This is a genomic window from Belliella marina (genome assembly GCF_042682445.1).
Lineage (GTDB): Bacteria > Bacteroidota > Bacteroidia > Cytophagales > Cyclobacteriaceae > Belliella > Belliella marina.
Genome location: NZ_JBHUHR010000025.1, coordinates 101,356 through 125,279, shown reverse-complemented (window position 1 = coordinate 125,279; position 23,924 = coordinate 101,356). Strand labels below are relative to the sequence as shown.

15 protein-coding genes are annotated in these 23,924 nt (G+C 39.9%); 3 read left to right on the top strand and 12 right to left on the bottom strand.

Annotated features, from left to right (window positions below; all coding sequences use genetic code 11):
• Positions 1 to 295 precede the first annotated feature (295 nt).
• Entirely contained in the window at positions 296 to 1,699 is a 1,404-nt protein-coding gene (locus tag ACFSKL_RS09545) for an alkaline phosphatase (RefSeq protein ID WP_376885703.1), read from the bottom strand.
• Between the two features lie 515 nt (positions 1,700 to 2,214).
• On the opposite strand from ACFSKL_RS09545, the gene ACFSKL_RS09540 reads away from it, so the two are divergent.
• Complete coding sequence (locus tag ACFSKL_RS09540; protein WP_376885701.1) at positions 2,215 to 3,198, top strand: PDDEXK nuclease domain-containing protein; 984 nt, start codon at positions 2,215 to 2,217, stop codon at positions 3,196 to 3,198.
• 219 nt (positions 3,199 to 3,417) lie between these two features.
• Here the strand turns inward: ACFSKL_RS09540 and ACFSKL_RS09535 are convergent, their stop codons facing one another.
• The 4 genes from ACFSKL_RS09535 to ACFSKL_RS09520 form a co-directional block, all read right to left on the bottom strand.
• Positions 3,418 to 4,956 (bottom strand): SulP family inorganic anion transporter, encoded by a 1,539-nt coding sequence (locus ACFSKL_RS09535; protein WP_376885699.1) that lies wholly within the window; start codon positions 4,954 to 4,956, stop codon positions 3,418 to 3,420.
• Positions 4,957 to 5,669: 713 nt separating this feature from the next.
• On the bottom strand, positions 5,670 to 7,259 hold the full coding sequence (locus ACFSKL_RS09530; RefSeq protein WP_376885698.1) for a RagB/SusD family nutrient uptake outer membrane protein: 1,590 nt from the start codon (positions 7,257 to 7,259) through the stop codon (positions 5,670 to 5,672).
• Positions 7,260 to 7,271: 12 nt separating this feature from the next.
• Positions 7,272 to 10,289, bottom strand: coding sequence for a SusC/RagA family TonB-linked outer membrane protein (locus ACFSKL_RS09525; RefSeq protein WP_376885696.1), 3,018 nt, complete (start codon positions 10,287 to 10,289; stop codon positions 7,272 to 7,274).
• Positions 10,290 to 10,589: 300 nt separating this feature from the next.
• Complete coding sequence (locus tag ACFSKL_RS09520; protein WP_376885695.1) at positions 10,590 to 13,346, bottom strand: DUF5695 domain-containing protein; 2,757 nt, start codon at positions 13,344 to 13,346, stop codon at positions 10,590 to 10,592.
• Between the two features lie 734 nt (positions 13,347 to 14,080).
• Here ACFSKL_RS09520 and ACFSKL_RS09515 point away from each other — a divergent pair.
• Positions 14,081 to 14,959, top strand: a complete 879-nt coding sequence (locus ACFSKL_RS09515; RefSeq protein ID WP_376885693.1) for an AraC family transcriptional regulator — start codon at positions 14,081 to 14,083, stop codon at positions 14,957 to 14,959.
• Between the two features lie 53 nt (positions 14,960 to 15,012).
• On the opposite strand, the gene ACFSKL_RS09510 is transcribed toward ACFSKL_RS09515, so the two are convergent.
• A complete protein-coding gene (locus tag ACFSKL_RS09510; RefSeq protein ID WP_376885691.1) occupies positions 15,013 to 15,429 on the bottom strand; it encodes a hypothetical protein in 417 nt (138 codons plus the stop codon).
• A 157-nt stretch (positions 15,430 to 15,586) separates the two neighbouring features.
• Between ACFSKL_RS09510 and ACFSKL_RS09505 the strand changes: the two genes are divergently transcribed.
• Complete coding sequence (locus ACFSKL_RS09505) at positions 15,587 to 15,841, top strand: hypothetical protein (RefSeq protein WP_376885689.1); 255 nt, start codon at positions 15,587 to 15,589, stop codon at positions 15,839 to 15,841.
• Positions 15,842 to 16,031: 190 nt separating this feature from the next.
• On the opposite strand, the gene ACFSKL_RS09500 is transcribed toward ACFSKL_RS09505, so the two are convergent.
• The 6 genes from ACFSKL_RS09500 to ACFSKL_RS09475 all read right to left on the bottom strand — a co-directional run bounded on the left by ACFSKL_RS09500 (position 16,032) and on the right by ACFSKL_RS09475 (position 22,968).
• On the bottom strand, positions 16,032 to 17,228 hold the full coding sequence (locus ACFSKL_RS09500; RefSeq protein WP_376885687.1) for a 6-bladed beta-propeller: 1,197 nt from the start codon (positions 17,226 to 17,228) through the stop codon (positions 16,032 to 16,034).
• 335 nt (positions 17,229 to 17,563) lie between these two features.
• Positions 17,564 to 18,565 (bottom strand): NHL repeat-containing protein, encoded by a 1,002-nt coding sequence (locus ACFSKL_RS09495; protein WP_376885685.1) that lies wholly within the window; start codon positions 18,563 to 18,565, stop codon positions 17,564 to 17,566.
• Between the two features lie 64 nt (positions 18,566 to 18,629).
• Positions 18,630 to 18,926, bottom strand: a complete 297-nt coding sequence (locus ACFSKL_RS09490; RefSeq protein ID WP_376885683.1) for a hypothetical protein — start codon at positions 18,924 to 18,926, stop codon at positions 18,630 to 18,632.
• A gap of 156 nt (positions 18,927 to 19,082) precedes the next feature.
• Positions 19,083 to 19,271: a hypothetical protein gene (locus tag ACFSKL_RS09485; protein ID WP_376885682.1), complete on the bottom strand. Its 189-nt coding sequence runs from the start codon at positions 19,269 to 19,271 to the stop codon at positions 19,083 to 19,085.
• A gap of 92 nt (positions 19,272 to 19,363) precedes the next feature.
• Positions 19,364 to 21,361 carry a hypothetical protein gene (locus ACFSKL_RS09480; protein ID WP_376885680.1) on the bottom strand — a complete coding sequence of 666 codons (1,998 nt, stop codon included), beginning with the start codon at positions 21,359 to 21,361 and terminating at the stop codon, positions 19,364 to 19,366.
• Entirely contained in the window at positions 21,358 to 22,968 is a 1,611-nt protein-coding gene (locus ACFSKL_RS09475) for an O-antigen ligase family protein (RefSeq protein WP_376885678.1), read from the bottom strand. The genes ACFSKL_RS09480 and ACFSKL_RS09475 overlap by 4 nt, the downstream gene beginning before the upstream one ends.
• Positions 22,969 to 23,924: the final 956 nt, after the last annotated feature.

The following is a 23,924-nucleotide window of genomic DNA, read 5'->3' as shown; positions in this document are numbered from 1 at the left end:
ATGGTGAGAACTACGAAAAGAAGGTGCGAACTTTTTTATGAAGTAATATTGGGATATTGCGGATTGAAAAAGTGAAGTAGATTGCCGTTTAAAACCGAATAGTCAGCTCAGTCAATAAAAACACCCATTTACTGCGTTAAATTTTTGAGCGATAGCTTAGGCTATCCCTCAAAAATTTGCCTTGTAACTGGATATTTTTATTGATTTTGACTTTGTGATAACAATCGAACTCAGGTTACAAGCAGCTGTCAGGTTTGGCACGATGTCTTCAAACTTAACAAAACAGACCTATTTATCATGCAAATTTAGCCCTGCTCACCCCTGCTACTTCGAGCATAAAGTTGTGCAGTTCATAGTTTTTGACAAAACCTGGTAGCTCTTCGCTTCCCGGCCCATATGCAGCCAATTCCACAAAATCAGCTGAATGGTTGGTATTTGCCCAACTCACAGCATTGTGTTTGGACAAAATCTTCCCGAAAGTCTCCACAGGTAAATTGGCAGTATTGTACAAGCCATTATCGCCTAATGTAAAGCTTTTCAGCAATTGGCTACCCTCTTCTTTATCCAATGCGACATTTAGGTAATGGTTGACCATGTCAATGATCTGTGAGACGGAAGTATCCGTTTTCACCTGACTCAACAGCCATTGGTTGGAAGCTTTCGACTCAAAAAGGCTTTCAAATTTTATGTTTTTTGGTCCCGGATTGAATATTCCCGGATTTGCATTTCCATGATCTGTGGTGATGATGACGAGTGTATTTTTATCCTTTAACGCGAAATCCATGGCAACACCCACTGCCTCATCAAAGTCTATCTGATCATAAAGGATGGCTGAAGCATCATTTCCATGGGCAGCCCAATCGACCTTCCCCCCCTCTACCTGCAACACAAAGCCTTTGTTGTTTTTGTTCAAAAGCTCAATCCCCTTCTTGGTCATCTCTGCCAGGCTTGGGATGTTTTTCTTCAGTTCCGGATCATTTTCCCGATCAACTGCATAGGGCAATCCATCCTCAGAAAACACTCCCAAAACAGGTTTCGAGCCACTTGCAAGCAGCATTTCCTCCTTGTTATTGACTACATGGAAACCCTTCTCGGAAAATTCCGAAAACAGATTTCTTCCGTCACTTCGCTTACTTGGATCAAAGAACTCTCTGCCACCACCCATCATGACATCAAATTTCAGTTTGAGATAATCCTCCGCAATAAGTGGCATTGCATTTCTACTGCTCTGATTCACACAAAAAGATGCTGGGGTCGCATGGGTGATCTGAACAGAGGTAACACATCCTACCGCCTTTCCCTCTGCCTTGAATTTCTGCAAGATTGGTTCATTCAATTTTCCTTCAGGACCAATATTCAAAGCCCCATTGTTGACCCTATGGCCACCACCCCAGGCAGATCCGGCTGCTGCAGAGTCAGTCACAAAAGAATTGGCAGAAGCAGTATCCATCAAGGATCTTCTGACTGTATTGGATTCGTAAAGTGAGATCCAATTGGATGTTTTACCCAATTTATGTCGCATCAATATATCTGCCATGTTCAGAGTTCCTGCGCTCATGCCATCGGAAACCAGAAATATGATGTTTTTTGCTTTTTCACCTCTATACTGGGAAGGGTTGGCCAATATAGGCCTGGCGCCCAATATACTGATGCCTGCTGTAGTCAGCAGGCCATTTTTAAAGAAATCCCGTCTTTTCATTAAGAAATTGTTAAATACATTAAAACACAATTGTCCCGAAGGTAAATTGAATCGGCTAAAGTTTCTTAAATATACAATTAGGGAATTGTTAAGAATTGGTTTAATACATTATTGGAAAAATAACTTTATGAATCTATTTTTCAGCTTTGAATTTATTGGAAAAACAGGTCGCTTCTAAGCCATAAAGAATTTAAGCATCCAACAAAAAAAGCAATGTGACTGTTAACGGCAAGAGAAGCGACACTTTGGGCCAGGAACTCCTAAACAGTATATGGAAACAGGCAGCATAACCCCGAGACCAAACAACAGAAAAAAGTCCTAAAGGATGTTCATAAATCGGGCAAGGGACTCTTAAGCGTAGGATAATAAACCATAAACAGGTGATCAAAAAAAGGTGCTGTCCCATCAGATAAATCGCTTTTAACAATTTCAAAGTCAGCAGTAATGGTAGAATTCCGCTTCCAACAAACATTTAGAGAATAAAAAAACATAAATTTGTAACATATAAAATAAATATGGACAATCGATTTACAGACATCATTCAACTTATTAAACAATCTCGAACGAATGCCATTAGATCTGTAAATTCTGAATTGATTAACTTATACTGGAACATTGGTGAATATATAACCCAAAAAATCGAACAAGCTGAATGGGGCGATTCTGTAGTATCTGAATTGGCAAAATACATTCAACAAAACTACCCAGAGTTAAAAGGCTTCTCGGACAAGAATATTTGGAGAATGAAGCAGTTTTACGAGACATACAAGGACTTTCCAAAACTCTCACCAGTGGTGAGAGAAATAAGTTGGACACATAATATGCTCATATTTTCGAGATGCAAGACAATTGAAGAAAAAGAATTTTATCTAAAAATTGTGAAACAAGAAAATTATAGCAAAAGAGAACTCGATCGACAAATTTCTGCTAGCCTTTTTGAGCGGACATTGATAGGAAACTCAAAACTCTCGACAGTATTGAGAGAAAGTAACCTTGAATTTTCAAAGACTTTCAAAGACAGTTATGTATTTGAATTTTTAAACTTATCAGAACCACACAGTGAAAGTGACTTACAGCGTGGACTTGTAAGACAAATGAAAAACTTCATTCTTGAACTTGGCAAAGACTTTTTGTTTATAGGTGAAGAATACAAACTCCAAGTTGGTAACAGCGATTTTTTCATTGACTTGCTATTCTACCATCGCGGCCTTCAATGCTTGGTTGCTTTTGAACTAAAAGCAGACAAATTTAAACCCGACCATTTAGGACAACTGAATTTTTATTTAGAAGCATTAGACCGAGATGTAAAAAAACCGAATGAAAATCCGAGTATTGGAGTTCTGTTGTGCAAAGACAAAGACAGTGAAGTTGTTGAATATGCTTTAAGTAGAAGTCTATCACCGACTATGGTTTCGGAGTATAAAACACAACTGCCTGACAAGAAACTTTTACAACAAAAACTACACGAACTGTTTGACATTGAAACTGACGATAAATAGAACCACTACTACCAACTGCCAATCGTTCTGTTTCAAAAAACAATATGCTGTGAATCAATACTTCCAAGAAAAAATCAAAGGGTAAAGAAGAAAGGTGAAAGAAGATACTCCTTTCACCTGTTCCCTCGTCCTTTTTCTTGGCTAGGTAGCTTCGAAAAATAATATTGGATGAGATAATCTCGAAATTGACTTTTGAGACAAGCTCTTTTTTCAAAACCCTTAATCCATGATGATCTTGAAACTTGGATCATCATCTGTATAGTTGACATTGATGATTTTCTCTGCTCTTTCCAGCAACACCCTACTGGAACTGTTCAGGTGACGGATATAGACTGTTTTTCCCATTTTCTCATATCGCTCAGTCACTTTGTGAATCGCATCTATACCAGAGTGATCTACAATCCTGCTCTCCGCAAAGTCAATCACGATTTCCTCTGGGTCATTGATTGGATCAAATTTTTGTCCGAAAGTAAGCGCAGAAGCGAAAAACAATGGACCGAAAACCTCATAATGCTTCACTCCGTTTTCATCTACCCTTTTTCTGGTACGGATCATTTTGGCATTTTGCCATGCAAACACCAATGCAGAGATGATCACCCCGATCAGTACAGCAAGCGCAAGATTGTGTAAAAATACAGTCACCAAAGTCACGACCACCATGACCAAAACATCATGGAATGGCACTTTTCTGAACACTTTCAACGAAGCCCATTCGAAAGTCCCGATAGCCACCATAAACATCAAGCCAACGAGTGCTGCCATAGGCACCATCTCAATGTAGGTTGACAAAAATAGGATAAACACCAACAGACCCACCGAAGCGACAATCCCCGAAATCCTGTTTCTACCACCTGCATTCACATTGATCAAAGACTGGCCAATCATGGCACAACCACCCATACCACCAAAGAAACCAGTGGTGAGATTGGCAACTCCCTGGGCTACACACTCCTTGTTCCCATGGCCTCTGGTCTCGGTGATCTCATCGATCAAAGTAAGTGTCAACAAGCTTTCGATCAAACCAACTCCAGCCATGATAGCAGAATAAGGCAATATGGTCATAAACGTCTCCCAATTCAATGGGACAGCCGGCAAATGAAACTGAGGCAAGCCCCCACTGATAGAAGCTAAATCCCCTACCGTCCTTGTATTTACACCGCCAAAAATCACGATAAGTGATACCACCAAAATAGCCACGAGAGCAGAAGGAACAGCTGTTGTCAATTTTGGCAAAAACTTGATGATCACCATTGTCAAGATCACCAATCCAATCATGATATAAAGTGGATTACCCGTCATCCATACCAGGACACCATCAGCGGTCTTAAACTTAAACTGGTCGAACTGGGCCATCGCAATCACAATAGCCAAACCATTGACAAAACCAAACATCACAGGATGCGGAACCAACCGGATCAACTTCCCAAGTTTCAGCAATCCAACCACAATCTGGATCAAGCCCATCAAGACGACGGCAGCAAAAAGATACTCCACGCCCTCTTTTGCAACCAATGCAACCACTACCACTGCAATAGCTCCAGTAGCACCGGAAATCATCCCTGGCCTACCACCCAAAATGGATGTAATCAAACCAATGATAAATGCCGTGTAAAGACCTATCAATGGGCTTACATTAGCGATCAAAGAAAAAGCAACTGCTTCCGGCACCAAGGCCAAGGCAACAGTCAAGCCGGACAATACTTCATTTTTCAGATTTGCCTGCGTAGGTCTAAACAGGCGATAAAACATCTGTGTCATATCCAATAAATTTAATAGGTGTATTTTTCAAAATAGGGCAACCAATAGCAGCTCCGAACCATATGATAGGGAGTGAATTGCATAAAAAAATTATTGGTCAGGGTGGAGTACAAGTCATCTTGTAGCCTTGTGGTTTGGTTGAAAGAAGGCGCAAAGGTATACTTTTTGTGACAAAAATCAGAATTATATTCTTAAATAGATTTAATAGCCATAGCATTCTTTCCCGAATAGTCCCCAACTTGCAGAAAAACCCACATTGGGGCAATAAAAAACCAACCCAATCCCAGTGAATTACTTCCAGTCTCTCCGTTCCATCCCAAAACACTCCCGATCGAAATGGAAGTACAAGTTTCGAAAAGGAAAAAGAATCAAAAAAGGCAATAAACTGCCTGATCCAAAAGACATAAACTAAACTACCATCGGCTAAAGACCGATAGGTTTGGTTTCGCCTAAAGGCAACTGAAGTGCTTCCGTGACTTAGTGTTCTTTGTAAAAAACTTTGTGATCCTAGTGGTTATAATTTTTACCGCCAAATGCACAAAAAAAACTAAAGTATTCGCCTAAAGGTGAGGGATTTCCCCTCAGAGTGAGGCATAAATATATATTCCCAAAAACGAGAAATTCCCTCCCTGGATGAAACTCTAAACCTTTCATAAAAAAAAGGCCACCATCATGACATGGCAGCCTTTTTCAATCCCAAATCAGTTATCCTATCAGTAGCTTGGGTTCTGTGTAAGGTTCGGGTTGTTGTTCAATTCACCTTCAGGAATTGGGAAAATAATCTTATTCGCAGCTTGGGCATGTGGTCGATGGTTGAACCAACTTTTGGTCTGGAACACACCAAATCGGATAAGATCCTGTCTTCTATGTGCTTCTGCGGCAAACTCCCAACCGAGTTCATCCAAAAACCCACCAAATGGGATTACCCCTGTATCCAAATCTATACTTCCGTCAGGGTTCTGGTATCCATACTGGTATCTGCTATTCCCTTCCAATACAGCCGCTGTCACAGTTGCTTTCGCAGGATTGGTATTGGCAAATGCCCTGGCACGTACCTCCGACACCAAGCTTGTAGCTTCTGCACCATTGCCTGTCCTGAGTAAGGCTTCCGCTTTCATCATCAACACATCAGCGTACCTGAAAAACGGAAAATCATTGTCCAAGCTTCCTGTTGCCCCCGGTTTGATTTGATATTTACCAATCCTATAGCCATCATTGGAAGCAGTCGCCGCGATACTTGGCACATGTTTTCGATAATTGATGACCACCTCTCCAGTACTTGCATGGAGCTGTGGCCCCTGAATCCATGTATCATAAAGGCGTCCATCTTCAGGATCATAGCTATCGATAAATTGAGGCACAGCACAGTTTCCTCCCCAAGGACCTGCCTGCATGCCATACACAAATCTACTCAAGGGATCCAAGGTCTTCATATGTACCGTATTTCCTTGGCCAAAGATCTCATGGTAAGGGATGGCAAAGATGATTTCCTGATTGTTTTGATTTTCCCAGTGGAATACATCGGCATAGACCGGATCCAAAGAATATGCTCCTCCTGCTATGATCTCATCACATACTTCAATGACTTTTTGCCATTGTGGAGTCCCTGTGTAGACCTCTGCATTCAGATATATTTTTGCCAAAAGGGTTTTTGCTACCCAATAGTTCATCTGCCCATAAGTACTTCCAGCATCTTGGCTCAAATTTGGCAATGTCGCCTCTATCTCTTCGATTATGAAGTTGTAAAGTGTAGTCCTGTCGCTTTGCTCCGGAAGGCTCACATCCCTAAAATCAGTCACAATGGGAACATTCCCGTGATTGTCCAACAAAAGGTAATAGGCAAATGCACGAACTGCCTTCAACTCAGCGATCACTTCCTCACTGCCTTGTTCTATGGATATTTGTCCATCTTCAATTTGGGCAATTACCCTGTTGGCTGTGGTGACGCTTCTGTACGAACTATTCCACAAATTCGTCGGCTGCCATTGCAATGGTGTCCAGGTATGTTGATGCATCCTGACGTATGTCCCCCCATCGTACCAGCCATTTGGCCGGGCAGGGGTGACGATGGCGTCTCCCGTTTCTTCCTGTACATCAAAATGACCCTGCCAGCCCATCATCAATGCCCTCAGAGATCCGTAAACGGGTGCTATAATGGCCGGAATATCACGCTCTCCAGGTCTGAAATTTTCCGACAACACCTCCGAATATACTTCTTCATCAAGGTTCAGGCAAGATTGGAAAGCCAAGCTCCCTCCTACCAACAATGCCGATCCCAATACTATTTTATTGATAATTTTCATGATTAGATGCTTTTAAAATGACACATTAAGTCCCAAAGTGAATGTTCTAGTAGTCGGATATTTGTCCCTTTGGTCATTTCCTGGTGACAATCCCAAAATACTCACTCCTTCCGGGTCAATCCCTTGGTATTTGGTAAGCACAAACAGGTTGAGTCCGGATGCATAGACTCTGGCATTTTTCATTACCCCTTTGCCCGGGATATTATAGCCTACGGTCAGGTTATCCAATTTCAGGTAATCGCCCTTCTCTATATAATGGCTCACATAGACCAAGTCTGAATTGAGGCGTTGCCCATACACTGGGTCATAAGCCGTATTCAGCATATTGTAGGCTATGTTTTTGGGATTTTCGTAAAACATCCTCTGGAAATTCAGGATATCATACCCAAAAGCCCCCCTGATATTCACTTCCATATCAAACTTTCCATAACTGAAAGAATTGTTGAAACCTAGGATATGTTTGGGGATCCCATTGCCATAAAACTGCCTGTCTTCCTGTACAGCTTCCGTAATCGGGATCACTTCCCCTTCACGGTTTTCGATCAGCCAAAGCCCATCTTCATTCACTCCAACTGACTTCCAAACGAAGAACTTTCCAATTGGTCCTCCGACTTCTACTCGATGGGTATAATCCTGTATTGGTTCCCCTGTACCTCCAGCATTGAAAAATTCCCTTGAAACATCAAATTGGTCGTTGGAAAGATTCACGAGCTTATTCCTGTTGGTGGAGTAGGTAAAGTTGGAATTCCAGACAAACTTACCTTTGGAAATTGGTGTAAAGTTCAGTAAAAGTTCCATCCCATCATTCTGCATAGTCCCTGCATTCAACATCATGCTCCCAATCAGGTACGGAGGGGTCGGGACGGGAAAGTTATATAGAAGATCATTGATATTTCTACGATAGAAGTCTATCGATCCACTTAACTTGCTATTAAAGAAACTAAAATCAACTCCAACATTGTATTCCACTTTCTTCTCCCATCTTAGGTCTGGGTTGAAATTTCTGGCAGGGATGAACCCCTGAACCCATTCGCCACCTACATATCCCCCTTGTCCCCTATCAAAATTATAGCTGATTTGTGAAAGATAAGGTTGTCCTACAATAGTCCCCGTCACACCGTAACCAGCCCTGAGTTTGATATCTTCTATATTCCTGACTCCTTTGAGAAAAGGCTCATTGCTGATTCTCCAACCAACTGAAGCTGCGGGGAAAGTACCCCATTGGTAATTGGCTCCAAATCTGGAAGACCCTTCCCTCCTTACACTGGCCATAAACAGATACTTATCATCAAAGCTATAGGTAAACCTGCCAAAAAAACCTGCCAATTGCCATTTATTTTTGGTACTCCACATACTAGCCTGCCCATTGGCCAGTGCAGCACCAGCCCCCAGATTATTCCAAGTATATAAATCAGTAGGAAAATTCCAGTTACTGGCACTAAAAGCCTCATAGACTGCATCCTGCCAACTGTACCCACCAAGTACTGTAAAATAATGTTTGCCAATGGATTTGTGAAAATTCGCAGTAAGTTCCACCAAGTTCTCATTATAAACACTATCCGATCTTGATGCAGTCCCATTTCTATTGTTGAGCCATGTTTCTGTATGGTCGAAGGATGTAGCACCACCAAATACATTATTGCTTTGGACATTGGACACCAAAAGCTTCAAGTCTAGGTTATCGATGGGATTGTAGTTCAATGATCCACTCATCCTCATTTCGTTGAACCTGGATTCGGAAGAGTATTCGTGGATTCTGGAAATGGGGTTTTCATAAAAATACCCATCCCGTTCCTGCCAATTACCCTGCTCATCCCTCACCCTATCGGTAGGATTTCTGATCATGGCCTGCCTGAAAGCATAGCCATCGGCTCCACCTCTTGCTGCCTTGAAAACCCTATTGATAACCTGGACATTAGCCCGCAATTTATCATCAAACATGCTGTGGTTAAGATCCGCCCTCACAGTCAACCTTTGCTGACCTGTTCTTAGGAAGATCCCATCCCAGTCCCTGTAGTTGATTGATCCTGTAAAGTTGGTCGTGCTGTTGCCTCCAAAAAATGTCAGGTTGTGATTGTGACTAATTGGCGTCTGCAACATCTCTCCTATCCAATCGGTATTCCCACCATAATCCGTATAGCCAATCCCTTCTTCAGCGATCAATCTTCGGTAATCATCACCAGTCAGAAGCTGTGGCCTCCTTTGGATCGTCTGTACACTCACATAGTTGTTGTAGTTGACCGTATTCCTGCCTTCCGAGTTTTTCCTGGTCGTGATCAAAATCACACCTCCGGTAGCCCGTGTGCCATATATCGCTGCTGCCGAACCGTCTTTCAACACATCCACTGATTCGATATCTTCCGGTGCAACGGTATTCATACTTCCCGGAATCCCATCGATCAGAATTAGTGGTTGGTTTGTACCATTAATAGAGTTGACTCCACGAAGGTTGATCTGGGTACCTGCCGCAGGATCCCCACTGGGCGTGGTTACCCGCAAGCCTGCCACTTTACCCTGGATCAGCTGTGCCGCATCCCGAACTGCCCCTTTGACGAAGTCTTCTTCTTTCACTCCACCTATAGAACTGGTTACATCTCCCTTCCGCATTGTCCCATAGCCTACCACCACCACTTCATTCATGGAAGTAATATCTGGTTTCAATTGGATATCCAGTACAGATTGGTTGGCAATGGGGATCTCCTGGGTTTGGAAACCCACAAAGCTGAATACCAAAATCCCACCTTCATCGGGTACATCCAATGTAAACCCACCATCTATATCCGTAGCCGTACCCCTGCTGGTACCCTTGAGTACTACACTCACCCCTGGCAAAGTAAGTCCATCTTCTGTAGAATAGACTGTCCCCCGGATAGTCTTGTCCATGGGGCTCAAAGCCCCTGCTTTCGATCCTCCATCCGCAGACAGAGATCTTTCCAACATGCTCGAACCATAGGTGCTGACTCCTCCCATCTGGGAAATAAGCATCACCCCCATGGCAACGATACTCCGTAACTTAGTAAAGTTTCTCATACTATTATTGGGTTGATATTTAAGTTAAATTGTTTGTTGTTTGATGATGATTGCATGTCCACTGTGTACTTGGGACAACAGTATAAATGTACCTATAACACTTATAGAAAAATTCAACAAAAGTAGCCTATCCCAATACTATATTAGCTTATTTGAGCCCCATACAGAATAAATTGAAAAACTAAAAAACCCTGATTGAAAAAACCCAGGCAGGTCAATAAAAAAATCCACCGAAAACTTAATTCCGGTGGATTTCTAACCAATTTAAAAAGTGTTAAACCTAATCTTTACCCACCTCAACTACAGTTTTATCTCCAACTCTTTGGGTTCATTCCCCAATGGGAAAACAAAAGCCCCATTGCTTAATTTTGTCAATCCTAAATCCCAGTTCTCTTTCTTAGGATGCGCTATTCTAAGATAAGCATTCTTGGTGTTGGCGTTTACTTTGTCCAAAAGCAAAAGCAGTTTGCGTGATTCTGGATCATAGGTAGCTTCAAGTATGCTCCCTGCTTCCAAATGAACCATCAGTTTTTCCTCGGCTATGAACAGTTTGTTTTTCCCTGCCGAAGTCAGTTCGATCTTTACCTGACCATCCTCTTCGTGGACATTGCCTCCAAAACCCAACCAGCCAAATGTCTTATCCTGCACCAATATCGATTTGGAGTTGACCGCATAGCCAAAAAACCCGGATCCATAATCACCACTGTATGGGTCTATTTCCAACATTTCGGGATAGGAATGGAATGCAGCAGGACCAAAACCATCCTGGGTTACATTGGCGACACCACCCAGCATACCGGCATAGCCCACCCTCAAAAGATAGAGGTCTTCCGGGTTCTCCTGGTATTCATGCATCACTGGAATGGCATTCAGGGCAGATCCGTAGTGGTGGAGCTGTCTTTCGATCCGTTGGATTTTACCTCCGTACTGGAAGTCCCAATACCTCCTCGCCGAACCGTTGTATCCCCAATGAGGTACCGCTGGCATATACGCCAATATGGCATTCAATGTAACAGCTGCTTTTTCTTCCATCCCAAAATACTTCGTCCACATATACACCTCTTCCTGTCCTGTAGAATCCCAAGGCATCTCACTGCCAAACGGATAAGCCAACTCTGCCCATACATCAGCCCTGTCTCGCATCACCCCTTCCAATTCCCTGGCAAATGTATCCATGCCCTCGTTTTGGAGATCATTCAAAATCATCAAAAACACAGTACCTTCCATCTGGCCAAATTGTGCATAGTGGGGAGCCAACTTCACCATCGCCATTGAGGTCCGGAATGCATTTTCCAAGTACCATTCCCAGTTTTCCGCCAACTCAAAACCTTCATGATACCTAGACAGTCTGTACATGATCCAATGTGCCGCAGCCACATGGGGGTAATTGTAAGATCTTCCCGGGGAATCAGCGTGTTCCTTGTCCCACGCAGCCCAAGTGCCGTAGTTGACATCCTTGCTATAAGTCCCCGCTGGCATTTTTTCCGGTTCGTAATAATATACACTCTTTTTTACCCCATATTTATTTTCCCCTTCGTTATACTGGAGGCCTCCCCAAAGGGTCTCATGCATAAACTTGCCCAGTTTTTCTATCTCCTCCTTATTGGGATCCAGCAGTTGCTTCATAAATGCAGCTAGCCAAGAACCTGCCCCAGCTTCATCACTCAATCCCGCTATCCACACCCTGGAGTCCTCCACTACTTGGGCTTTTTTCTCATAATCATAAGAGATCACCGAGTTGTGTCGGCCAAAGGGATCAGCTTCATTTTCGAACCATTGCTCTTGGGTTAGGAAACTTCCCATATGTGCCACCAGTTCGGATTCAGGATAGATCACCTTGTAGGACAGTACCTGGGTACTGCCATCTTTATAAGTTATCTCAACTTTGGCTCTCCCCCACTGCTTGCCCTTGACATCAAAGGCTTTCCAACCACCTGCATCTTTTTCCGCTGTCCTTGTGACCGTCAGTGCCCCCTCCGGAGAAACCTTTATCTCCTTTACCGACTGTGGAGCCTTCAATCTAAGTCCAGCATTGACATCCATCGGGATCACATACCCGGGCAATCCCACCGCAACGGGGCGATCGTTTGCCACCAAGGTCGGTTCTATTGATTTGAGATCATCTGCCAACAAAAATCTGAGGCTACTGACATAACTTTTTCCTGGTTCAATAATTGCCGAAGTCGGCTCGATCCACTGGTTGGCATTTTTCCATTGTCCTTCTGCTTTAGCTTTACTATGAACCACCCAATCATGGAAACCCTCAAAAGTAATGTTCCTTGGTGTCTGGTCATCCAACAATGGACTGTACGCTTCAAAAGAGGCATTTTGCTCAGGAACTACCAGCAGCACAGGGGATTTCCCATGGAGTCTTACTACCTGCAGGTAACCCGCATCACCACCAATATAGGGGTCGTAGAAAACCTTCTCCAAATGGGCTTCCTCCAGATTCTTCCAATGCAGGATATTGTCGAATATCATCGGGATTCCAAGATACCCTATCTCTATAGGCTTGTTTGATTCGTTTTTTATCTCAAAGGAAAGCACCAAGGCATCTTTCTCCAACTTCCATGTCCTAAGCACAGAGAGCTGATCCGATTGCTGGAGCTTCTCACTGACCAGCGATGTAGCTTTCTTCGAAGTAACTTTACCCACCTGACGGGCAGACTCCCTTTTGTGTGCACTGGAATAATGCTTCCATGAACTATTGTCCCCAGTCCTAAACATCAGGTTGACATCACCCAGATGATAAAGGCTATCCCGACTTCTGATATCTAAAAGCTCGGAAGGGACAAAGTCAAATTCCAGATCCAGCTTTGGGTTCAGAGAAGCTACTGTCTGGCTACTATTGACAAGACCCAACTTGAACCTGTCATTTTCCAAATAACTTTTTTCCTTTGTTTCCAAAGTCTGGGGCTTAGCCTTGATTCGGTCCCAAATCTCTTGGCCTGACACAGGTCCAGCAACAAACAAGGCTACCGCTGCAAAGACTGGAATGTGCCTACTCCTGTGACTTATATAGGAAGGGAATTTTGATATGGTTTCAAATAATTTCATACGCAGTAAATGATTATGGTTTTGCCCAAGGCAGATTAAAACCCGGTACTATTACAAATGTAATTAAAACACTTATTTGGCAGACATAGTCATTTACCCATTAATGACACAATATTAACCAAGCAGGTTATTCGGCTATTTTTAGCCCCACAAACACCAACAATCGGTCCTAGGTAAATCGCTTCTATCCAAAAAACTTCGAGGGTTTGAACTTAATCACCATTGGACTGTGTCCCCACAGACCAATCCACCTAAATTGGACAACCCTCGAAGGGTTTCCCACTTTGAAATTTTTAAAAGCAATCCCTCTGTAATCGACCCCAACAATCACAATACTTTCATTCACAAAACACCAACCAAATAACAAATATATTTGCCACAAGCACCAACATACAATGTATTAAACTTATCCTTCCTCCCTTTACAATTTTTATTAAACTTTTAAAAGTCCCAAAATACAAGGATGAAAGTCATCATCAAGCATGAAAACAGAAGGCTGGATAAAAAACAGGGCAATTTATACACCTCAATTGTCGAATAGTAATACAATATTAACCAGGTACTACTATAAATACGACCAAATTCATAATATTATATGTCAATGAAACACTTATCTAACCCAAATAGCAAAACCTATGAGAGCACTTAAACTATCGGCAAACAAGATTGCCTAGTCTATTCAGAGTACAATCACATGAATATTACCTATAATTTAACCCTAAATTTAAAAAATCATGAAACCATTGCTTTACCAAATACCGCGTAACTTGGACGAGCCAGTGAGAGTCCTCAAAGAAAGCCACCAACATTTTTATGACAACCTACATTTCCATTCCGAATATCAGATCATGACCATCATCGAAGGCAAAGGCACCTATTTCATTGGAGATGCTTTTGGCAATTTCAATTCCGGAGACACATTTATCATCGGCGCCAACCTTCCCCATTTTTTCAGAAGCAACAAGGAATATTATGGCCCGGAAAATGGGCTGAGATCGCAGAATATATCCATTCTATACTCTCCTGAAGCCTTGGGAGACAAGTTCAAGGACCTTTCGGAATTGCATTCAATAAACAGGTTTCTTGAAAAATCCAAAAGTGGGCTCTTTTTGACAGGAAAAGCCCGGGAGAAACTTTACAAATCAAGCAAAAAAATCACTGACAAAAATGGATTTGACAGGCTTATTTACTTATTCAAAATCTTCAATTTCCTGGCCCAAACAGAAGATGTAGTGACCCTAAGCCATGTGTCCTATGAAGATGAAATAAAAGTTGGAGACACCGAAAAAATCAACACCGTCATCGGCTTTCTGATTGACAATTTCACAAGGGACATTACTCTGGCTGATGCTGCGGACGTCGCCAATCTCAGCGTCAATGCCTTCTGCAGATATTTCAAACGGCATACCCGCAAGACTTTTTCGCAATTCCTGAACGAAATCAGAATCGGCAATGCATGCCGGCAACTGGTAGAGGAAGACCTGAGTGTCAAAGAAGCTGCCTTCAAATCAGGCTACTACAATATTTCATATTTCAATAGGCAATTCAAAACCATCACGGGTTGCACACCCTCCGCCTATTGCAAGAATATAAACTTTAAACATGTCAATTAAAAAAACACCTCGGGAGGAGATTCTTCCCGAGGTGTTTTTTTTAATAGACTTCATCAAGACCTTTCTTCCAAATCCTTTATAATCCTATCTTTCAGCTCAATAACCCTCTCCTTTTCATCCAATTGCCCCTCAAGAGCAGAGATTACTTGCTTAAGGGAATCCACAATCTCTAAATGCTGATCACGTCTTAAAAAACCATAGACAGGTTCTCCCTCCCTAAAAGAAGATTCTTCCGCTTTTTGCTGATCACCCGACAAAAGCATAAAACCCTCACCTGTTAACAACCATACAGGATTAACCTCAGGATAATGTGAAACAAAAAGTTCAATCCATTTCACCTGAATATCCTTGTCTTTGCCGATAGCCTTGGAAATCGTGCCGTTACCCGCACCGATCCTCTGTTCGATTTTTCTGATACTCAACTTTTGATTGCTGGCAAATACGCCAATCCTGTCAATAATCCCCGACATAATCTATAATTATCTATTTGTATTTGTTTATTTAGATATAAATCTATATTTTTATCCAACTCTTAATAAATATAGACAATCCGATACAAAACTTCACAAATACAGCATTCAAAACTTAATTTGAACAGATGATTTTCCACCAAACCTCAATAAAAATATGTGTCCTCCAGTTTTTATATTCAACAATCAATATGTGAACCCTAATGGGGATCAAAACAATAGCCATTCAACAGCAAAAGCCAGGCAATTACTAAAAGAAGTACTGCTGAGATGGGTAGAAAGCCATGCAAAAATCTTTGCGATCCTTGAAGAAGAGTGGGTAGATGAAGAGGCTCAGGTAGCGGAATTGTTAAGGCTCAAATATGAAGCTGAAGAGATTCATGCCTTACTCAAAAATGATATAAAGCCTTAATATCCTAAAGACAAACCGCTAAACGCAATCCCAAAGGGGCTACTGTATTATTAAAAACATCAAATAACCTCATCCCCTATCCCTTCTAAAACCCCTACAGTCCTCTTGCCAGAGAGTTCATGCAACTGCCCAACAAGACCTCTTAAAGCAATTTAGGCGTTTAAATGATGTTTACGGTAAGATTTTGCAATCAATCTTTAAGTTTGACAATCATCAATATAGGATTGTCTGATTTGTCCATGGTATGAAGGGATAGCCCAATTTTCTCAGCTGAATTTTCATCTGAAAAATGTGCCAACAACTCATGCGGATAGACTAATTTAAATATCCTGTTTTCGTCCATTTCCCCATCTGGCCAAAAATGCACCCCTCCGTCCATGTCATTATAAAATCCAAAATGGTATGCATTTACTTTTCCTTTTTTGTTAAACCTTAAGTTGGCACCTGTATTTTGCATCTTATCGAAATATACTCTATTAAGCTTGTTCTTATTATCCATGTCAAAGAAGAAAAATCTCTTACTTTCCACAAGACCCCATAGTCTTACATATTGATCCAGTTGTTCATTTTGAGAAGACACGTATTTATCAAACAGGTATTTGCTTGGTAGTTTGTTCTCTTCATAATCCAGATAGAATGCAGGGGTGATAATACGGTCGGGAGAAATCCTCCAGATAGTGTCATAATAAAATTCCCAAAAAGACAATTCACTGTCTTTAATGTGGTATAGGCGCTGATTGGAGGATAATGCTACACTTTCTGAGGACTCCTTATCAAAATAATCAATCAGCAATTCCTGGCTTCCTTTATTGTCATGTGACAAAAACTTCAAAGAATGATATCCATAAGGTTTCCTTCTTCCCTTAGGGATGGCATATACAAATTCATCCCCCAGACTTGCAATGTGGAGAGGCCAAAAATCAACCATAAAATCCTTTGTCCCTTCCCCTGTATAATCATAAATATAGGTCCGTTGATTTGGGGGGGATAGTACAGCAATTTGTTGCAGATTTGGAATGACTGCAAAATCTCTTATATCAGCATATTCTGTAGGACCTATTCCCCTTTTGCCTATTTCGCCTATAAACTCACCTTGATAGTTAAAGTGGAGTAACTTCCTTTTATCAGAAATAAGTATTCCCTTTTCAAAAAACTTGATTTGCTCACTCGGCTTTACAATATGTCCGAAGATACTCTGTTCGTTCGTTTCCAGCGTAATATATTCGATGCTTTCTGCTACCTCACTCAAATTCACCTTTTCCTTCTTACCCGTAAGCAAGGGATCCAACTTTATTACAGCAACTTGCTCAACATTCTCAGAAACAGGACTATTGCAAGCCCATATCAATACTAAGAACAGAATATGGTATTTTTTATTTATGACCATTAAATTATCTCCCGTGTCAATTGTTCTTCTTTTGGAAATGCTACCACCTACCGAGTAAAAACAAATGATTGATATATTTTTTTAAACATCATCAATAGTGAATTTCACTAGACAAAACTCTGGTGCAGCACCGATGGCAAATACAGTGTTTGATTCTAAATTATCTGAAAGCCTTAGGATAGGGATTTTTGATACTAAGTGTTTGACTAAATTCCCATCATAATCGAAAACATATATAGATTTGCTATTTTTCCTTTGTCTGAAATTATCCTTTTGATGTAAAGTAGTTACTGTATGCAGTATATGATGATTCGATATGCTCCACTCAACTCTAATCAAGGTAAAATATATTTTTGAATAGTTGATGTAATTTCATTATATGTAAAAAGAACACTATCCTTTATTGTGATTTGATTAAATACATCTCCTTTGAGCTGATAAACCTTTTTAAACTTATTTCCACCTTTTATATCCAACACCAATACTTTGTTACAATAATAATCCAAATTCTCTCCTGAATTTTGGGACAAAAGCAAATACAGATTTCCCTGATTATAGTAAACGTCAGAAATTAATTTAAAAGTTGAGTTAACACTGTTCGGATTTCTTTTTATTTGTTCCTCTTTAAACTTGAGTCTATCAGCAAATAAATAGTCCGGCAATTTCACTTGATCAATAAGCCTACCTTTGCCATCATATATATATATGACTTCTTTACTGTGAGGAATTGCAAAATTATTTTGACCATCGTGAACCAGATAATAAAAATCCTCTGAAATAAAGGTCGGAGAAGGAATCTCTACGCTTTGTTGGAATTCTAAAGTTTCTTTTGCATTAAAAACATTAATTATCCCTTTTGTTGGCGAATTGAAATAAAACATCAATTCTTCAGAATCGTGAGCTGGTAATGTCGCAACAAAATCAGAAATAGTAAAATAACGATCAGGCAATTTCCATTCTCGCAAAAACTCTCCATTTGTGTTGTATTTGAAGATTTTCAATAATTCAGAATCTGTAATGTAAATTCCATCTTCTTTTACAAAAAGATTACTAGGCGATAGCATCTCCATTGGACCATCACCATACTTACCTATCTCAATATAGCTTTTAAAACTCGAATCAACTTTCACGGCTCTTTTTTGATTAATCAGAAAAATATCACCATTAGAATGAGAACTTATTTTGATGTCCCTAACCTCAAACAGAAACAAATCATTATCTATTTGATTATAAGTTTTTTCAGGACTCAGTTTTACTACCTCAATAAATCCGTTATCTTTAGTTATACAGCTTGAAGCCAATATTATGAAACAAATGAAAGTCAATTTATATTTCATTAGATTATTCTCTATTATATGTTTAAATTAAAGAAGAGTTGGGGAGTCTTTCCCCAATCCCTAATTAACAGTAAGAAGTAACACCATCACATTCAACATACCATGAATAAACCCTACAAGTTTTTTTACCAGAACAACTTGCTGTTCCTCCATTAGAACATGGTAATTCTGAACTGCAAGTACCAGTCCCTTCTTCGCCAGATGCATATGCCATATTCCCCAATTCAATCAGGGTAATGGATGGAAGGACCTTGTCCTTCTCGAATTCTATGCTGACCATGATGTTCAGTACTAGCATCACGCCAAATACACCCGCTGTCGTCCAGCGCAGCCACTTACTTGTTTTTAGATAGTTTTTCATTTTTTTGCTTTTAATATTGATAAAATGTTTAAGATATAAAGTTAATATGTTTAAATGATATTTTTTGGGGAGTTCTGGGGAACGTTGAGGAATTATGGGGAACTTTGGGGAATGATGTCAACTATCTGTATTTTGATTGGGTCATGCCCCAGCTGATTATCTTGTCATCATTGTTGTTTTCTTATTGGGTACACCAAGTTTTTTGTAGATTTCAGACTGTTCCATTGGAGTGACCAAGCCGGATGATAATTCAATACCGGCTTTTTTCAACATATATCTGAGAGTTTTGCGATCTACACCATATTCTCTGGCGATTTCGGTTCTGGTTTTGCATTTGATGTCCATGGTTAAGGGTTTTTTAGGTTATTGATTTTAGATCATGCTATTTCAATCTGCATTAGATATTTATTTCGAGACATTTACGCTGTTGGAAACTTTCACCACCATAGCTGCTGATTGTTCTCATAAGTGAAAATCCTCTCTTCATTGCCTTTACTCTTGTTTTTTAGTAAATACAGGCCTCCGGAGGGAACTGATTGATACATAATCTCCTGATCCGAAGCAGTTTGGACCCCCATGCTTATCCACTCGCCTTTTTTCCAATAGAATAATTCATAAAGGTCATCTACTTCTATAAAATTGGTGTCACTCCTAGGACAATACCTGATCTTCGTAATTCTTTCAGGTTTTCCAAGATCTAATCCTACCCATGGTTCTATTTGTTTAGGTCTCATAAAGTAGGTTAAAAGATTTCCATCAAAGGGATAAGAAAAAAATCTATCCTCAGAAATGTCAGCCTTTGGATCGCCAATTATATTTCCTTTCAATTTTGTATTTTGCCCACTATCCGAAGTTCCATAAAACTCTATTTCAGCCATGTCCCCTCTTCCTCCGGGAGGTATCCACATTCTTACATATCTGTACTTATTGGTGTCATGGATCTTGGCTGTTTCTATTTTCAACGGGGTTTTTTCAATAGTAAACAAAGTAACCGAATCAGAGAAATCCCGTTGATTTGCCCCTTGAAATTTATTACCAACCACAAAACCCATAATTCCCTCCATGAATGAAGTCAATGGATATTTTCTAGTAAGCCTCATCTCCTGCAACTGGCTTTCATTTGCTGCGAGTGGAATTATTTTACCTAAAGAGTCTAAAATAAAGGGTTCAGTAAGAAGTTCACTTCTTCCTTGTCTATAATCCATAACTACATAGGCGATATTGCTGCCCATATTTTTAAAAGTAGCTTTGCCCCCCTTAATTTCACCCCAATATTGAGGAGCCCATTCTTTATTGTTAAAAGTTGCGATTATTGCGTGCTTGGTATTTTGGGGAACCTGGTCAAGAAAGATTTCTACATCAAATGTTTTTACATATTCGTGGGTCACATCTATTCGGTATAGATCCCGAAATGAAGGAGGGAGGTTTTCGAGGTCTTGTTTATCAAGTCCTGTTTGCTGAGGAGTATATGTCTTTCTGAAAACCTTGGCAACTTTTCTGAAAGAAAGGTCAAGTTCAAAGCCTTTGTTAACAGCATCGAATGGGTGAAAAATCCCGTCTTCTTTCAATAGGATATTCCATTCATGTCCTGCATTTGAACCTGCCCACTGTGGGACAAAATCTACACCTACCGGCAAACCATTTGCCCGCATGGCCATAGCAGTATAAAAAACACTATGCTTACAGCTTCCAAGGCGGACTTTCTCAAATTCAGATGCGGACATATCAAATGGGTACTCCCAAAATAGGGCCATGTGGTGCATGTGAAATGCATTATGGTTATTGATAATTTCTGAAATTTCCATTCTGTTTGCATTTGGCATAGTGTCTCTAGCTACTTGCCATTTTTCCCATAGTATTTTGTTCCATGGCTCTGGTTTTTCAGCACCTATTCTGAATGGAAGTACAAATTCACAAAAATCATCAAATGGCAGATCTTTGCACCACGTCAGTGTTTCCCTCGCCAAAAATGCCTGCTCAATATGGGAAATAAGGGTTTCTGAATTCAAACTGAGTATATCCGAATTTAGGTTTGCATTTACTACATTAGGATAACCTTTTTCGATCTTGAGCGCCTCCCAATATTCGCTCATTTGTACCTTATGATCGAAATTGACTCTTTCTCCTGCTTGCCACAAAGAATCGATTGTATCAAACAATGGAGAATATTTGTCTTTTTCTTCCCCATCCAACCAATACTTTCCATGCATATTGGAAATAAGAAAATATGCAGCCTTTAATTTTTCTTTGTTTTCGGATTCAGAAAAGTATTCAATCACTTTTTCAAGTTCTTCCCTGTTGCTTTCTGAAGCAGCTAGAACAAGCTCTACCTCTTTTGGATAATTACATGAAGAAAGAAGTGATAACACCCCAAAGGAACAGGCCATAAGCAAACCTGAAAAATTTAATAGTTCTTGTAGTTTATCTGTTATCATATTTGTTCTATCTGTTGCATCATTTTACGTAATTCACTTTTAATCTCAACCGTAGCCTGGGAAAAGACTTTTGGTTCTTTATTTATAAGGGTTCTGGCAGTTACCTTAAACTTTTCCACTTGACCGGTTTCCATATAAAGTTTTGCCAACAAAAATTTCGCATAAAACCGATCAGGTAACATGTCTACTCCAAGAAGATATGACTCTTCAGCCTCCATATACATTCCTATTGCCTTGTAACTATCTCCTAAAGCTGTTTGTATAATGGTACTTCCCCCATATCTCTTTCCTTCTTCAAGAATTAAAATTGCTTTCCCGTGATTTCCTTCATTTGAAAGTGATTTCCCATAATTGGTTAGAAAATTCCCATCTCTTTCAAAATATGGGTACACCTCTTTAAATTTGAAATTTGCCTCCTTGTAAAGCCCATTATTATACATCGTTAAGGCCTCTTTCCAAATTTTTGTTTTTTCATATACATTATAAAATCTGATGCCTGCCAATCCTATAAACAGTAGGAGTATTGGTATCATGCCCCACCTCAATATTGGCTGCCTAAATTGTACCCCCATTGAAAATCTAGGTTCTGAATGTCTGGATATAAAAGTAAGGTAGAGCAAGCCACAAAGTTTGATAGGCAGTATGTGAGAAGGATAGGAAAACATACCAAAGATTAATAGAGAGAGTATTCCTGCCTGAGCAATCATTACTTCCGGGCGATCAATTCTCTTTCTGAAATTGAATAATTGGAAGATCAATAATCCCACCAACACCAATCCTATAAATCCTTGTTCAACTAGCAACAGCAGGCCTTCATTAAACGCATAGACGACATTGTCTGCCAGTGGTATTGATTGGTCATTTGGATTTATCTGGAAATATTTGGCTTGGCTATCCATATAGCGGCTAAGGAAGCCTTCATATCCAAGGCCAAAAATGGGATTGTCAACCACCATACCCCAAGATGCCTTCCAGATCAAAACCCTTCCATCTGCGGAATCTTTTTTCAGCTGGTATATCAGTGTTGAAATGCCGACCAATAAAATCAAAATGATGACAACTGAAACAATTCTCTTTAATTTGCTTTCAGTCAGTTTCCTAAATCTATCATACCATTGATAACGATAAAATAAAAGCAATAATGAAGAAAATAAAACTGCAAGCCAAGCTGCCCGGGACTGTGTAGCAGGCAGAACCAATAAAATTCCGGCACATACAGCCAATCCCAAATTTTTCAACCAATATTCCCATTTCAAGTAGCTTTTTCCCAATAACTCTTTTCCATAAAGAGCTAGCCCCATAGCCGCAGGGAAGACCAAAGCCAAGTAACCTGAATATGGTCCTGGATTAAAAAAGCTACCCGTTATAGGGAATGAAGAGTGGAGGGACGGGAAATAGCCATATAGTTGCAATTTTCCATATACTATTTGCAAAAGTCCTCCCGATACTACAGCAAAAAGACTCAGTACACTTAGTTTTGATTCTAATATTCTAAAAAACACATATGCAATAGGCAATGCACAAAATTCATAAAACCTGAATGTGACTGGGGAGTTATATCTAAATATATAGCCGTTGATAAATGAATACAAAAATATAAGAAACACTAAGATATCAATTTTGGTAATATCAAGACGAACCCCTTTAAAAGGGAAGACAAATACCTTTATTAGGGTTGTTGACAACATTACCAATAATATTGTCCAAAGAAAAAAGACTTTGGCTGAAACGGTGGGCTCAATCAATTGATTGTTTGTCACTGAAGGCAATATCAAGAAACTAAACAACAAGAATATTGAATCTGTGACTATTTTAAAGCCAGACTGGCGTTGGATAGAAATATCGTTTATATCCATTTTTTAAACTTTATGTTGTTTATTGATTTTTGTCGCCTCCCAAAGTATAGTTGTATTTGTACATTTAAGCGTCAATTTCAGCAAGTTATTTTGAGAGTTGGGGAAAATAATATCCAGGTGCTTTTTATGGAAAAGTTTTATATCAATAACTTTAAAAACATTTCTTAGGCTAACCATGTCATGAAATCTCATACTGATCATAATAAATAATATATTCTCTAAAACAGATACAGATATAAAAGCTACATTTAAAGTAAACAGTAATTAAAATAGTCTATTTTAAAATGAATTGTTCAATTTTACATTGAAAAAATGTTAAAAGTATCCTGTTGTGTCCTGTATCATTAGGTATATAACTAGGGTCTGCTTAAAAACACAAAACCAATTGATAATGTATGGAGTTAGTTTACATAGTCAATGATCTTGTGTAGGGTTTTTCAGCAAATGAATGCAAAAACCTTGCAGTATATTGACTTGGTTTTGTTAGCCAGCTTCACGCAAGCTACTTCCTTGGCTTCAGTTCGCAGTATATTTATACAGCTTCACTTCGCCAACTCGTATCTTACGCAAATCTGACTTTTTCAGCAGACCCTAACTAGTACATTAAATCAAGTGCTTTTGGACTACGCAATCAGAAAAATAACTCCTGACATGATCATTCTGGTTCAACATAATATGTATATCCGCTTTCTTACCAGTAGCCATTT

Bases quoted from the DNA above. Each gene is read 5' to 3' on its own strand.
- ACFSKL_RS09480 (WP_376885680.1), bottom strand. From the start codon at position 21,361: ATGATAACAGATAAACTACAAGAACTATTAAATTTTTCAGGTTTGCTT.
- ACFSKL_RS09545 (WP_376885703.1), bottom strand. From the start codon at position 1,699: ATGAAAAGACGGGATTTCTTTAAAAATGGCCTGCTGACTACAGCAGGC.
- ACFSKL_RS09495 (WP_376885685.1), bottom strand. From the start codon at position 18,565: ATGAAATATAAATTGACTTTCATTTGTTTCATAATATTGGCTTCAAGC.
- ACFSKL_RS09510 (WP_376885691.1), bottom strand. From the start codon at position 15,429: ATGTCGGGGATTATTGACAGGATTGGCGTATTTGCCAGCAATCAAAAG.
- ACFSKL_RS09535 (WP_376885699.1), bottom strand. From the start codon at position 4,956: ATGACACAGATGTTTTATCGCCTGTTTAGACCTACGCAGGCAAATCTG.
- ACFSKL_RS09490 (WP_376885683.1), bottom strand. From the start codon at position 18,926: ATGAAAAACTATCTAAAAACAAGTAAGTGGCTGCGCTGGACGACAGCG.
- ACFSKL_RS09540 (WP_376885701.1), top strand. From the start codon at position 2,215: ATGGACAATCGATTTACAGACATCATTCAACTTATTAAACAATCTCGA.
- ACFSKL_RS09520 (WP_376885695.1), bottom strand. From the start codon at position 13,346: ATGAAATTATTTGAAACCATATCAAAATTCCCTTCCTATATAAGTCAC.
- ACFSKL_RS09505 (WP_376885689.1), top strand. From the start codon at position 15,587: ATGTGTCCTCCAGTTTTTATATTCAACAATCAATATGTGAACCCTAAT.
- ACFSKL_RS09525 (WP_376885696.1), bottom strand. From the start codon at position 10,289: ATGAGAAACTTTACTAAGTTACGGAGTATCGTTGCCATGGGGGTGATG.
- ACFSKL_RS09515 (WP_376885693.1), top strand. From the start codon at position 14,081: ATGAAACCATTGCTTTACCAAATACCGCGTAACTTGGACGAGCCAGTG.
- ACFSKL_RS09530 (WP_376885698.1), bottom strand. From the start codon at position 7,259: ATGAAAATTATCAATAAAATAGTATTGGGATCGGCATTGTTGGTAGGA.
- ACFSKL_RS09500 (WP_376885687.1), bottom strand. From the start codon at position 17,228: ATGGTCATAAATAAAAAATACCATATTCTGTTCTTAGTATTGATATGG.
- ACFSKL_RS09485 (WP_376885682.1), bottom strand. From the start codon at position 19,271: ATGGACATCAAATGCAAAACCAGAACCGAAATCGCCAGAGAATATGGT.